At 72.6% G+C, this 12,775-nt stretch carries 10 protein-coding genes; 6 read left to right on the top strand and 4 right to left on the bottom strand.

The window, feature by feature from the left end; translation table 11 throughout:
* Positions 1 to 86: 86 nt before the first annotated feature.
* Positions 87 to 1,475 (bottom strand): alpha/beta hydrolase domain-containing protein, encoded by a 1,389-nt coding sequence (locus ACZ4TR_RS12850; RefSeq protein WP_465287173.1) that lies wholly within the window; start codon positions 1,473 to 1,475, stop codon positions 87 to 89.
* 288 nt (positions 1,476 to 1,763) lie between these two features.
* On the opposite strand from ACZ4TR_RS12850, the gene ACZ4TR_RS12845 reads away from it, so the two are divergent.
* Positions 1,764 to 3,035 carry an RNA polymerase sigma factor gene (locus ACZ4TR_RS12845; protein WP_465287171.1) on the top strand — a complete coding sequence of 424 codons (1,272 nt, stop codon included), beginning with the start codon at positions 1,764 to 1,766 and terminating at the stop codon, positions 3,033 to 3,035.
* Positions 3,036 to 3,066: 31 nt separating this feature from the next.
* On the opposite strand, the gene ACZ4TR_RS12840 is transcribed toward ACZ4TR_RS12845, so the two are convergent.
* Positions 3,067 to 5,310, bottom strand: a complete 2,244-nt coding sequence (locus tag ACZ4TR_RS12840; RefSeq protein ID WP_465287170.1) for a PQQ-dependent sugar dehydrogenase — start codon at positions 5,308 to 5,310, stop codon at positions 3,067 to 3,069.
* A gap of 571 nt (positions 5,311 to 5,881) precedes the next feature.
* Positions 5,882 to 6,664, bottom strand: a complete 783-nt coding sequence (locus ACZ4TR_RS12835; protein WP_465287169.1) for a TetR/AcrR family transcriptional regulator — start codon at positions 6,662 to 6,664, stop codon at positions 5,882 to 5,884.
* 79 nt (positions 6,665 to 6,743) lie between these two features.
* Here ACZ4TR_RS12835 and ACZ4TR_RS12830 point away from each other — a divergent pair, with 79 nt between their 5' ends.
* The 5 genes from ACZ4TR_RS12830 (at position 6,744) to ACZ4TR_RS12810 (ending at position 12,066) form a co-directional block, all read left to right on the top strand.
* Complete coding sequence (locus ACZ4TR_RS12830; protein WP_465287168.1) at positions 6,744 to 7,589, top strand: NmrA family NAD(P)-binding protein; 846 nt, start codon at positions 6,744 to 6,746, stop codon at positions 7,587 to 7,589.
* Positions 7,590 to 7,644: 55 nt separating this feature from the next.
* Complete coding sequence (locus ACZ4TR_RS12825; protein WP_465287167.1) at positions 7,645 to 8,166, top strand: PadR family transcriptional regulator; 522 nt, start codon at positions 7,645 to 7,647, stop codon at positions 8,164 to 8,166.
* Complete coding sequence (locus ACZ4TR_RS12820) at positions 8,163 to 8,849, top strand: ABC transporter ATP-binding protein (protein WP_465287166.1); 687 nt, start codon at positions 8,163 to 8,165, stop codon at positions 8,847 to 8,849. Before ACZ4TR_RS12825 ends, ACZ4TR_RS12820 begins: the two co-directional genes overlap by 4 nt.
* The gene (locus ACZ4TR_RS12815; RefSeq protein WP_465287165.1) at positions 8,846 to 11,074 is read left to right on the top strand and encodes an FtsX-like permease family protein; all 2,229 of its coding nucleotides are present in this window, start codon (positions 8,846 to 8,848) and stop codon (positions 11,072 to 11,074) included. Before ACZ4TR_RS12820 ends, ACZ4TR_RS12815 begins: the two co-directional genes overlap by 4 nt.
* Positions 11,075 to 11,241: 167 nt before the next feature.
* Positions 11,242 to 12,066, top strand: a complete 825-nt coding sequence (locus ACZ4TR_RS12810) for a hypothetical protein (RefSeq protein WP_465287164.1) — start codon at positions 11,242 to 11,244, stop codon at positions 12,064 to 12,066.
* Between the two features lie 7 nt (positions 12,067 to 12,073).
* Here ACZ4TR_RS12810 and ACZ4TR_RS12805 read toward each other — a convergent pair whose 3' ends face one another.
* Positions 12,074 to 12,457, bottom strand: coding sequence for a hypothetical protein (locus ACZ4TR_RS12805; protein ID WP_364529396.1), 384 nt, complete (start codon positions 12,455 to 12,457; stop codon positions 12,074 to 12,076).
* Positions 12,458 to 12,775: the final 318 nt, after the last annotated feature.

Genomic DNA, 12,775 nt, shown 5'->3' with positions numbered 1-12,775 from the left:
CCCCACCCGCCCTCTTCCCCCCCCCCACACAAACCAACCCCCCCCCCCCCCCCCCCCCCCCCCCCCCCCCCCCCCCCGGTGCCGACCTACGGAACGGGCGCCGCGGTCGCCCGGGCAACCGCTTCCTCGCGGTCGGCGGGCAGGAGGTACCCGGCCCGCAGCGCCCGGTCCGCCGCGGCGGTGAACTTCGCGACGTACGTGGCGTGGTCGGGGTAGAGCTGCCGGATCCGCGCAGGTGACAACGGTGTCGTCGTGCCCAGCAGCAGGCAGGCGCCTGCCACGTTGCCGCCGCTGTTGTTCGGCGCGTACGCGGCCACCGGCACGTCGAGGTCGGGCAGCCGGACCCCGCCGAGGGCGTTCTGGTCGGCGTCACGGCGGATGAACAGGCCCAGCAGCAAGGAGATCGGCGTCGCGGCCGGCGGGGCCGCGCCACCGCGGGCCCAGCGGTCCAGGTACGCGAACGCGGCGTTCTCCGCGTACCGGAACGTCATGCTGTTCACCGGCTTGTCGCACGTCGTGGGCGCGCCGCCGTTGATCGACCCGTCCCGCGCGTTCGCCGCGTTGTAGAGGTCCAGTCCGTACTGGTCGGCGTGTGCCGTGCCCGCGACTTCCCAGGTTCGCACCCGGGCGGTGTCCTGCCGGACCGAAGCCGACGCGACGACGTCCGTCTCCGACTGCAGGACGAACACCGGAATGGCCAGATCGGTGCGGATGTGAGCGGTGAGCGGTCCGACGACGCCCTCGCCGATCGGGGCCGCCAGGGCCGCCCGGCCGTGGACCATGAGGCCGTCGTAGATTCCCCGCACCGGTTGAACAGCGTTCGCATAGGTTGTCAGCCGCAACGCGGACTGTGAGTGCCCGGTGCCGAGCACGACCGCCGGCGCCCGGCCGCCCAGCAGCTCCGGATGCGTCCGGACCGCCTGTGCGGCCTGCGAAAACACGTCGTACGAGAGCGCGTCGGAGCCGAGGTCCACCGCGCCGTACCGGCCGGGGTCGAGGTTCTTCAGCTTGTCGGCCCCGGCTTTCTGGGTCGTCACCCCGACGTAGGCGTAGCCCTCACGCAGGAAGTGCTCGTACGATTGGGAGAAGTCGACCGGGATGTCGACGCCGAAGCTCACGTTCAGCCATTCGACCACCACGGTGCCGGTGAACCGCGCCGGGTCGCCCGGCCGCACCACGATCATCCTTGTGGTGTAGGCGTTTCCGGTGCTCGCGACGCGGGTGTCCCAGCGGCCGTCGTCGGTCCACAGACCGTCCTGGGCGTAGGTGTCGGCCTGCCCGGACAGAAGATACTCCTGCTCGACGTACCCGCGGCCGGCGAGATCGAGGATGCCTTGGGCGCCGCTGACCGGCCGGCCTTTGCCGGCGTTCGCGGGCACTTCCGTCACCGTCGGTGCGGGGGCGGCCTCGGCCACCGCGGTGACCGAAAAGGCCGTGAGCAGCAAGGTCAGCAGAAGACACCGGACTCTGCGCATGGGGGAGACCTTCCTGGTGGCGGACGTCGACCGTCCACATCGGACACGGATGCGGTGGCCACCGCCCTTCGTCTCTACCCGCCGCGCGACGCCGCGGCAACGACGGGCCCCGGGGGCGGGACGAAACCCGGCCGGAGTGCTCAGTCACCTGACAAGACGCGGGTGCGGGATACTCACCGCGGAAGAAAATGGGCTTTCCGCGCCGAAACCTTGCGCCCGGCCCGTCGTTGGACGACTATCGCGTGACGTTCTGCACGTGCAAGCGCACGGGCAAAGGGGGAGGTGCGGGTGACCGAGGTGGCGCCGGCGGTGGCCGGGACGACGGACGTCCCGAGCGACGCGGCCTTGATCCAGGCGGTGCGCGGTGGGGACCTCGCCGCGTACGGCCAGCTCTACGACCGGCACCTGGCCGCGGCCCGGCGAGTGGCGGCCGCGATCGCGGCGGACGCGGCGGAGCGGGACGACCTCATCGCCGAAGGATTCACCCGAGTACTGCGGATTCTGCGCTCGGGCGAGGGACCGGACGAGGAATTCCGGCCTTACCTCCTGACCACCATCCGGAACACGATGATCAGCTGGCGCCGGCGCGATTCGGCGGTTTCGCTGGTCGCCGAGGTACCGGACGTCCTGCCGAGCGAGGGCAGCGACGAGCCGGTGGACAGCCGGCTGCGCGGCACCGTCGCCGCGGGCGCGTTCGCGAGCCTGCCCGAGCGGTGGCGGACGGTGCTGTGGCGGACCGAGATCGAGGGCGAGTCGCCGTCCCGGATCGCCGAAGACCTCGGGATGACGCCGAACGGCGTCGCCGCACTGGCCTACCGCGCCCGGGAAGGGCTGCGGCAGGCCTACCTGGACCAGCACGTCCCGGAGGCCCGGCGGCGCACCTGCCGGGTCGTCTCGGGCCAGCTGGCCCGCTGGGTGCGTGACGGTGTCGGGGACCACAAGGCGCACCGGATCACGACGCACCTCGACCGCTGCCCGGACTGCCGGAAGCTGGCCACCGGTCTCCGGGAACTCAACGAAGAACTGCCCGCCGCCGTCGCCCCGCTCATCCTGGGCATCCCGGTGGTGACGCACTGGCTGACCACCACCGGGTCCCTCGCTTCGTCCGGGGCGGCCGCGAGCACCGGCGCTTCCGCGCTCTCGTGGGCCACGGCGGCGAAGGTGGCCGTCGCGAGCGCGGCGCTGGTCACGACGGTGACCATCGGCGCGAGCACCTCCGACGTGGCACCGCCGCCCCCGGCGACCGGCGCCGACGGCTCGGCTTCGCAGCCGGTGGACCCGCCGTCCGCCGCGGGCGTTCCGGCCGGCAGCGACCAGCGGTCGACTTCCGACGCGCAGCTCACCTCGGTGCCGCCCACCGCGCCCGGCGAGACGGCGGCCGCGGAAGAGCCCGGGGTCGCCCAGGGCACCGGTACGGCCGCGGACGACAAGCAAGCGGCGAAAGAGTCGAAACAAGCCTCGAAGGAAGCCGCGAAGGAGTCGAAGGAAGCGGCGAAAGAGTCGAAGAAAGCGGAAAAGGAGTCGAAGAAGGCGGAGAAGACCAAGCAGCCCGGAGAATGACCCGGCCCCGTGGCGGGGCCGGGTCACCCGGTCAGCAGGGCTGCAGCAGCCAGCAGAGCCGGTACTTCGCCTGGTAGGTCGCGGAAGCCGCCGGAGCGACGATGTTCTGCGTCCGCGCCCCGCCGTGCGCCCAGCTCGTGAAGGCGTACTTCAGGTTGAGCGGTGGCAGGTTCTGCGGGCTGTCCGCGCTGATCGAGTTGGTCGAACCGGCGATCACCGTCCGCGAGAACGGCGTGCGCTGCTGCGTCCCGCCGACGGTGAGCAGCGCCTGGTTCGGGCTCGACGTGAAGTTCAGCGTCACCGTCTTCGGTTGCAGGTCCACGGTCTTCGAGCCGGTCCGGCCGGTCGAATCCGTCGCCGTCAAGGTGAGCTGCAGGTACGACGGGTACTCGTGGTCCGGCGCGACGAACGTGCCCGCGGCGACGCCCGGGAAGTCCTGGACGTTGTGCGTGTGGCAGGTGCCGTTGGCCGCGCAGTGCCGGATCGCGAGCCGCCACGACAGGGCCGAGGGCGGCAGGGTGCCGTCCTGGGCGTCGACCGCCCGGCCGGAGAACGCCACGGTCTGGCCCACCGCCCAGGTCAGCGACGCGGCGGGAGCGTCGATGACCGGCACCGGGTCGAGCCCGGCGGGCGTCCCGACCGTCACCCGGACCGTCGTGGTGGCCGCCGCGCCGTGGGAGTCCGTCACCCGCAGCCCGGCGTCGACCGCGGCGGCCGTGGTGTACGTCCAGGTCGGATCGGGAGCCGCGGAGTCGTCGTACGCGCCGTCGGCGTCGAGGTCCCAGGCGTAGGAGAGCGCGTCACCGGCGTCCGGATCGGTGGATCCGGTGCCGTCGAACCGGACGGTCAGCGGAGCCGGGCCGCTCGACGGCGTCGCCGTGGCCGCGGCGACCGGCGGGCGGTTGGTGCCGCCCGGGTAGCTCACGCGACGCAGTTCCCCGGCGCCCAGCGCCACGTAGAAGACGTCGCCACCGGGTCCGGTCAGCACCTGCACGGGCGTGTTCGCGCCGGTCACGAACGGGACCAGGAGACTTGGGCTGGGCTGGCCGTTCGCCGTCTGCATCGCCCAGATGCACCCGCGTGAGGAGTCGGCGAAGAACAGCGCGCCGGCGTACGCGGCGGGGTAGTTGCTGCCCGACTCGAAGGCGATCCCGCTGATCGACGAGCCGCCGGTGGGACACGGGTCGCTCGCCACGACCTTGGCGTTGTGGTTGTAGGCGTAGAACGGCGCGGTCTGCCCGCCGGCGGTGTACAGCGATTCGCAGCGGTCGAGGTTCGCGCCGTCGTAACCCGCTTGCCGCGCGGAACCTTCGAAGCAGGGCCAGCCGAAGTTCTCCGCCACCGCGTCTCCGGCGTTCGCGACGCGGTTGATCTCCTCCCAGGTGTTCCAGCCGACGTCCCCGGCCCACAGCTCGCCGGTCCCGGGCCGGAACCCGAACCGGAACTGGTTGCGCGCGCCGTAGGCGATCACGCGCCGGGCGTTGGCGTCGGAGCTGCTCGCGAACGGGTTGCCGGGCAGGCCTTCGCCGGTGTCGGGGTCGAGGCGCAGGAGCGTGCCGTTGAGCAGCACCGGCTGCCCGGCCGCGCGGCGCGGGGACTGCGACCGCAGCGCGCCGCCTTCGGCGTTCGGCGGGGCGAGGTTGGTGCCGGCCGGGGAAGGCGGGTCGGCGCAGGGGTTTCCGACCTGGCCGTAGTCGGCGAAGTTGAAGCTGGCGCCGTCCCCGCCGCCCGCGTAGAGCGCACCGTCCGGGCCGAAGGCCAGCGAGCCCACCGAGTGGCTCGGGTACTGCTGGCACCAGCCGGTCACCAGGGGTTTCTCGCTGACGGCGGTGCCGGCCGGGCCCATGGTGAGCTGGGAGATCCGGCCGGTGACGACGCAGCCCTGGTCGGTCGCGCCGGGCGGCGTCGGGCAGGTGTCGCCCCAGCGCGGCGCGGTGCCGCCGGGCAGGGCGTCGAGGGTGTAGGAGACGTAGACGTACGGCCGGGCGGGGAACGCGGGGTCGACGGCCAGGCCGAGCAGGCCGCGGTCCCAGAAGTCCTGGGTCGGGGTCCGCAGGTCCGCGAACACGGTCGCGGTCGGGTCGGCGAGGGAGTCGAAGACCTTGACCAGGCCGCTCTTCTCGGCGATGAAAACCCGGCCGTCGGGGGCGAACGCGGCGGCGGTCGGCGAGGTCAGGCCCCCGATCGCGACGGTGTCGGCGAACCCGGTGGGCACGGCGGCGGCTGCAGGTGTGGCGACGGCCAGTGCGCCGGCGAGCGGCACGACGACCGCCATGGCCAAGGCACGTCTGGATCTTCGGGAGAGCAGGGGACGACGGAAAGGCAACATGGGAACTCCTGGTGCGCGGGGACCGGGACCGCCCCGTATGGCGCCGGAAGTCCGATAGTTGTTACATCCGGACGGAAAGTGCACACGAACCGCTCAGTGGTGGCCGGGTGCCGGTGGTGGCGGTGGGGCGGGCGTCATGAACGAGTCGTTCACCGTGTCTGACGAGGTGAAAGGGTCGTTCATGACCTTCGCCGCGGCGGCCCGCCCGACTCGCGCCGCTCAGTGGCGGCCGAGCCATTCCGCGAGCAGAGCACGCTCGGTGGCGGTGAGCTTCGCGGTACCGCCGGACATGCTCTCCGGACAGCCACCGCTGCCGGGGCCTGGGCCGGTTGTGCGGGCCCGAACTCGACGCAGTGAATGACTCATTCCTGGCGCCGGACGCCAGGAATGAGTCATTCACTGCGTCGAGTGGCGTCCGGTGGCGGGTGGATGACATGAAAGGGTCGTTCATGTCGTCCGGCGAGGTGAACGACTCGTTCATGAGGTCGCCGTGGCGACCCCACCCGACCTGTGCCGCTCAGTCGCGGCCGAGCCACTCGGCGAGCAGGGCGCGCTCGGCGGCGGTGAGCTTCGCGATCTCCGCCGGGGTAGCGAGCGTTGCCGCCGCGGGAACTGGAGGGGCCGTCAGCTCTGCCAGCTCTGCCAGCTCTGCCGGCGCAGCGGGCCGAGCCGCGGGGGTCGCCGGCTCTGCCAGGGCTGCTGGGGGTGTGGGCGGGGCCGCCGGGGCAGGCGAGGCAGCTGCCGGGGCCGGCGTGTCGGTGAGGATTCGGTCCAGTACCGCCTCGAACATCGCCTCGGCGAGGCCGGGATCTCGCTCCTCCGGAGGGCGGGCCAGCAACGTGAGCACAGTGCCGGTCCCGGCGGCGTGGATGAGCTCGACCGCGAGGGGCTCGGGCACACGAAGCCGGCCGGTCTCCGCGATGCGGTGCACCCGGGCGCGCAGGACCGCCAGGCCCGCCTCGGCCGCCGGGGAGGTCCGGCCCGGCGTCACGAGCAGGCCGAACAGGGAAGCGTTGGCCAAGCCGAAGCCGATGTGCGCGTCCCAGCCGGTGCGCAGGTCCGCGACCGGGTCGCCGACCCGCGTGGCCGCCTTGCCGGTGACATACGTCGTGAAGACGTGCTCGGCGACGGCGTCGAGCAGCGCGTCCTTGTCCTCGAAGAACCGGTAGAGAGCCGGGGCCTGCACGCCGGCGGCCTGCGCGACCGCGCGGATCGTGAGCGCGGCCGCGCCTTCGGTGTCGAGGAGCCGTGCGGCGGTCTCGAGGATGTGCGCCCGCGTCTCGCTTCGGCTCTTCACCATGATTCCGATGATATCGCACTCTTGCTAGCGGTGGTGCTAACGTGGTTAATATCAACGTTAGTCAACGAGAGGACTTATCATGATCGTGATCACCGGGGGAAGCGGCAAGCTCGGCTCCCAGGTCGTCGAGCAGCTGCTGCGGCGTGTCCCGGCCGCGGAGGTCGGCGTCAGCGTCCGCGAACCCGTGAAGGCGAGTGCGCTGGCCGAACGTGGCGTCCGCGTGCGACGCGGGGACTTCGCCGACCCGGACTCGCTCGCCGACGCGTTCGAAGGCGCTACGCAGGTCCTCGTCGTCTCGACGGACGAGACCGGCGAAGCCGCGCTGCGGCACCACGCCGTGGCGATCGATGCCGCGCGGGACGCCGGTGCCAAGCGCGTGCTCTACACGAGCCACCAGGCCGCGGCCGACGACTCGCTCTTCGCGCCGATGCCCGACCACGCCGCGACCGAACGCCACCTGGCGGCGGCCGGCACCGCGTTCACCGCGCTGCGCAACGGTTTCTACGCCGGCACCGTCCCGCTGCTGCTCGGCCGGGCGCGGGAAACCGGCGAGCTGGTCGCGCCGGCCGACGGGCCCGTGTCGTGGACCGCGCACGCCGATCTCGCCGAAGCTGCGGCCGTCATCCTCGCCGGCGAGGGCCGGTTCGACGGGCCGACGCCGCCCCTGACCGCCCCGGTCGCGCTCGACCTCGAGGACGTCGCCGGCCTCCTCGGCGAGCTCACCGGGCGCACGATCCGCCGGGTGGTCGCCGACGACGACGAGTGGGTGGCGAGCCTGACCGGGCACGGCGTCCCGGCGGGTCAGGCCGCGATGCTCCTCGGCATGTTCCGCGCCGCGCGGTGCGGCGAGTTCGCCGCCACCGGCTCCGACCTCGAAGAACTCATCGAACGGCCGGCGACACCGCTGCGGGCGATCCTCGGCTGATCACTATGAACGGGGTGTATAAACTCCGGCTATACACCCCGTGTACTGTCGCCGCATGTCGATCGGACACACCCTGCTCGGCCTGCTGGAAACCGGCCCCCGGCACGGCTACGACCTCAAGCGCGCCTACGACGACCGGTTCGGGCACGACCGCCGCGTCCACTACGGCCAGGTCTATTCGACGCTGGCCCGGCTGCTCAAGCAGGGACTCGTCGAGACCGACGGCATCGAGGCCGGCGGCGGCCCGGAGCGCAAGCGGTACGCGATCACCGAGGCCGGGGTCGCCGACGTCGGCACCTGGCTGGCGACCCCGGAGAAGCCGGAGGCGTACCTGCAGAACACGCTCTACACCAAGATCGTGCTCGCCCTGCTCTCCGGCCGTCCGGCCGCCGACGTCCTCGACGTCCAGTGCTCGGCGCACCTCGGCGCCATGCGCGAGCTGACCCGCCGCAAGACCGGCGGCGACCTCGTCGACCAGCTGGTCTGCGACCACGCGCTGTTCCACCTGGAGGCCGACCTCCGCTGGCTGGAGCTGACCGCGGCCCGGCTCGACCAGCTGGCGAAGGAGATCGCGTGAGCACGCCGGACGTTCTGCTGGAGGCCGACGGGGTCCGGAAGGCGTTCGGGGCCACCGACGCGCTGACGTCGGCGAGCCTGCGGGTGCGCGCGGGGGAGGTCGTCGCCCTGATGGGCCCGTCCGGGGCGGGCAAGTCGACGCTGCTGCACTGCCTGGCCGGGATCGTCCGGCCGGACGAGGGCACCGTCCGCTACCGGGGCGCCGACCTCACCCTGTTGACCGACCGCGCGCGCTCGGCGTTGCGCCGCACCGACTTCGGCTTCGTCTTCCAGTTCGGCCGGCTCGTGCCGGAGCTGACCTGCCAGGAGAACATCGCCCTGCCGCTGCGGTTGCACGGCGAGCGGGGCCGGGTGGCGGCGCGGCGGGCCCGCGAAATGCTGGGGGAGCTCGGTCTCGCCGAGGTGGCGGGCAAGCGGCCGGGCGAGGTGTCGGGCGGGCAGGGCCAGCGGGTGGCGGTGGCTCGCGCGCTGGTGACCGGGCCGCGCGTCGTCTTCGCCGACGAGCCGACCGGTGCCCTGGACTCGCTCAACGGCGAGCAGGTCATGCAGCTGCTGACGACGGCGGCTCGGGAGCGGGACGCGGCGGTCGTGCTGGTGACGCACGAACCCCGGGTCGCGGCGTACTCCGACCGCGAGGTCGTCGTGCGCGACGGCCGGACGCGGGAGCTCGAGGTGACCCGGTGATCCGGCGCTGGGCCGCGGACCTCGCACTCGGGATGCGCCTCGCGCTGGGCGGCGGCGGGGCGCGGACCGCCCTGGTGCGGCTCACGCTGACGGCCGTCGGCGTCGGCCTCGGCGTCGCCGTCCTGCTCACCGCGACGTCGGTGCCGAACCTGCTCGCCGCCCGGGACGACCGGGCGAGCGCGCGGCTCCCCGCCCTCGGGGCGTCCGCCGAAGGCACCGACCCGGTCCACGTGGCCGGCCGGAACGACGAGTTCCGCGGTCGTGGCCTGCAGGGCTACCTCGTGCAGGCCACCGGGCCGCGTCCGCCCGCCGCGCCGGGTGTCGGCCGGCTGCCGGGGCCGGGGGAGGCGGTGCTTTCCCCGGCGCTGGCGGACTTGCTGCGGTCGCCCGGAAGCGAGCTGCTGCGGTCGCGGTTCTCCCAGCGGGTGATCGGCACCATCGGCGACGCCGGGTTGACCGGCCCGAACGAGCTCTTCTTCTACGTCGGCTCCGACACCGTCGCGCAGCAGCCGGACTCCGAACCGGTGAGCCGCTTCGGGTTCGCGGCCTCCCACCGCCCGCTGTCCGCGCTCGAACTGCTGCTGGTGGTGGTCGGCGCGACGACGTGCCTCGTGCCGGTGTTTGTCTTCGTCGTCACCAGCACCCGGCTCGCGGCGGCGGCGCGGGACCGGCGGCTCGCCGCGCTGCGGCTGGTCGGCGCGGACCGCGGCCAGGTGCACCGGATCGCGGCCGGGGAGACACTGCTCGGCTCGCTCGCCGGCCTGCTCGCCGGCCTCGCCTTGTTCCAGCTCATCCGCTTACTGGTCCCGGGAATCACCGTGGACGCTTTCCGTGGGGGCCTCTTCGGCGGCGACGTCGTCCCCGACTGGCGGCTCGGTGTGCCGGCTCTGCTGGCGCTGCCGGTGCTGGCGTGCGCGGCGGCCGTGTTCGCGCTGCGGCCGGTCGTCATCGAGCCGCTGGGCGTGGAGCGGCGGGGGACGCGGACCCCGCGGAAGCTGGCGTGGCGCCTGTTCCCGGCGGTCACGGGCGGTGTGCTGCTGCTGACCGGGCTCGGCGGCGACGGTGCCGACAATCCCTCCGTGACCGTCGGGGTGGTCCTGGTCCTCGCGGCCGTCCCCCTCGTGCTGCCGTGGGTGGTCGAGCGGGTCGCGGGGCTGCTCGGCGGCGGTTCGCCGGCCTGGCTGCTGGCCGTCCGCCGCCTCCAGCTGGACAGCGCGACGGCGGCGCGCCTGGTCAGCGGCGTCGCCGTGGTGCTGGCCGGATCCATTGCGCTGCAAGGCGTCTACGCCCGCACCGAGCTCGAACGCCCCGCGTCGCAGGACATCCGGGTGCTCGCGAGCTACTACGCCACGAGCGTCGCCGACGGCGAGGCGTTCACCGCCGCCTTCCACGCTCTGCCCGGGCTGGGGGGCGTGCCGGTGCGGACCGGCGTCATGCTGGAGACCGCGTCGGGAGAGCGGACCTCGGCCGTCGTCGAGAGCTGTGCGCGGCTGCGCGGCGCGATCGCGGACTGCCGTGACGGCGACGTCTACGCCGCGGCGACCGGGAGCGGCTACGTGCCCGAGCAAGGGGATCACGTGTGGTTCTCCGAGATCCGGCGGGCCCACCGGTCCGACCTTCCACAGTGGACGATTCCGGCGGTGCACCGGGTGCCGGTGGAGGGGGAGGAGCTGATCGTCACCCCGGCCGCGCTCGCAACGGCGTCGGGCGTCGGGCTGACGGTGTCCGCGACGCTGCCCGGCGCCGATCCGGACCTGGTGGAACGCGTCCGGAACGTGGTGGGCTGGAACGGATCCGTGGCCTCGCTCGGCACCGGGCGGGACGGCACCTCGGCGCTGATCACCCGGGTGCTGTCGGTCGGTTCGGTGCTGGTGCTGCTGTTCGTCGCGGGCAGCCTGCTGGTCGCCGCGTGGGAGCAGCTGCGGGAACGGCGGCGCAGCCTCGCCACGCTCGCGGCGAACGGCGTCGGACGCGGTGTGCTCGCCCGGTCACTGGTGTGGCAGCTGGCGATCCCGGTGGCGGTCGCGGTGCTCGTCGCCGTGCCGGCCGGGCTCGTCCTCGACTGGCTGGTGCTCACGTTCGTGGTACACCGCCCGATGACGGCGGACCTGCCGTCGATCGCGCTGCTGACGGCGACCGCGATCGCCGCGGTCCTGCTCGTCACCGCCTTGACACTGCCCGCGTTGTGGCGGACGACGAACCTGGAGAATCTGCGCGAAGAATGACCGGGTAAGGCGGCGGCTCCGGTTGTTTCCGGAGCCGCCGCGCGGAAAGCCCGCCCAGTGAGCCGGATTCGCCCGAAAAGGCGCCCTTTTCGCCGTTGTGCCGTAATCCTCCTTCCGCGATCGTGGACACGCCGATATCCGCCGCCCCACGATTTCGAGGCAAGCCGATGCGCACCATGTATGACGCCGTCACCGCGCGGAACATCCTCAAGAAGGACGGCCGGCCCGTGCTCGTGGCCGGGTACATCGACCGGATCAAGCTCGCGCCGTGGACCGCCGCCGACTGGGCGCTCTTCCCGGACGCCCTGAAGGTGCGGATCGTCAAGAAGGCGTCGACCAACGACGGGCATGTCCTGGACGTCGAGCCCGGCGACGCCACGCCGGAGGAGGCGCCGGGCTGGGCCCGGCGGCGGCGGGCGTCGGGGTTCGCGTACCCGGTCATCTACTGCAACCGGTCGACCTGGCCGAAGGTGAAGGCGGCGTTCAAGGCGCAGCGCGTCGAGCCGCCGTTGTACTGGATCGCCACGGCCACCGGCAAACGCGAAATCCCCGAAGGCGCGATCGCCGCGCAGTACCTGCTGGACGTCGCGCCCGGCATCGACATCTCCGTCGTGGCCGACTTCTGGCCCGGCGTGGACTCGCCGGGATCCGGAAAACCGACCGTCGAACCGGAAGTGGAACTCATGGAACGCATCACCGTCACCCCGCCCAACGCCGGGCAGAACACGGTCCGGCTGAACCTGTCCGGCAGTGCCGGCGCCGCCTTGGTCGTCCGGCCGCGGATCAACGGCCAAGGCGTGTCGAAGCCGATGTGGGTCGGCAACATCTTCGCGTGGGGCTCGGACAAGACGGGGGTCGGGCACAACCCCAAGTCCGACCCGAACTACGACGACCGGCTGACGTCCCACCGCCGCTTCGCCCTGCCGGGCGCGGTGTGGGCCGATCTCGAGTACAGCGCCGCGGAGCCGTTCGAGATCGACGTCGTCGGCTGAGCGGCGCTCAGGCGTTCAGCCAGTCGCTGCAGACGAACACCGGCTTCTTCGCGCAGACGCGGAAGATGCTCACCGGGTTGGCCGACGTGCCCGGAACCTTGGCGCTGCACCCGGAACTGCTGCCGTTGGCGTCGTCCACGTAGCCGCCTCCGCCGCTGCGGAGCAGGAACTGCGCGCGGAAGCCGTAGCCGTCACCGGCGGTGTCGCAGGCGTAGATGCGGGTGTGGCCGTTGGTCACGCCGCCGTAGCCGCAGCGGAACTGGCCCTGGTACTGGCAGCCGTAGACCTCGGCGACGGCGTCGTGCGCCGACGCCGCGGGGGCGAAGCCGACGGTTCCGGCGAGGGCGAGAAACGCCGCGGCGGCGACGGTGGGCAGTTTCCGGTTCGGCACGGTACCTCCAGGTGTCTGTGGTGCGCGGTCCACTCCGGACACCCGGAACCGGTTGGGCCCGGCGGGGGATGTCACCTGATCGGCGCAACGGCCGACCCGTGCCGGGCATCGGCACGCGGACCCAAAGGGTCGGCTCACGTACCTGGAGAGCCGACCGTCCGGGTACGGCGCTCGACCCGCTCCGTGACCGTCTTGCTGCTCTCCGTGCTGTGTTGACACGCTTGCTACCCGGGTGTCAGTATCGGGATTAATCCGATTGGAAACGTTTCCAAGCTCGCCTTCCGTAGTTGGAAACGTTTCCAAGAACGCACAACGAGG

It is taken from the genome of Amycolatopsis sp. NPDC028719, from assembly GCF_055565395.1.
The sequence above is the reverse complement of the archived record's forward strand: the minus strand, read 5'-3'. Positions and strand labels throughout refer to the sequence as shown.

Excerpts from the sequence above, each read along its gene's own strand:
- ACZ4TR_RS12850 (WP_465287173.1), bottom strand. The coding sequence starts at position 1,475 with ATGCGCAGAGTCCGGTGTCTTCTGCTGACCTTGCTGCTCACGGCCTTT.
- ACZ4TR_RS12825 (WP_465287167.1), top strand. The coding sequence starts at position 7,645 with ATGTCGATCGGACACACCCTGCTCGGCCTGCTGGAAACCGGCCCCCGG.
- ACZ4TR_RS12835 (WP_465287169.1), bottom strand. The coding sequence starts at position 6,664 with ATGGTGAAGAGCCGAAGCGAGACGCGGGCGCACATCCTCGAGACCGCC.
- ACZ4TR_RS12840 (WP_465287170.1), bottom strand. The coding sequence starts at position 5,310 with ATGGCGGTCGTCGTGCCGCTCGCCGGCGCACTGGCCGTCGCCACACCT.
- ACZ4TR_RS12810 (WP_465287164.1), top strand. The coding sequence starts at position 11,242 with ATGCGCACCATGTATGACGCCGTCACCGCGCGGAACATCCTCAAGAAG.
- ACZ4TR_RS12830 (WP_465287168.1), top strand. The coding sequence starts at position 6,744 with ATGATCGTGATCACCGGGGGAAGCGGCAAGCTCGGCTCCCAGGTCGTC.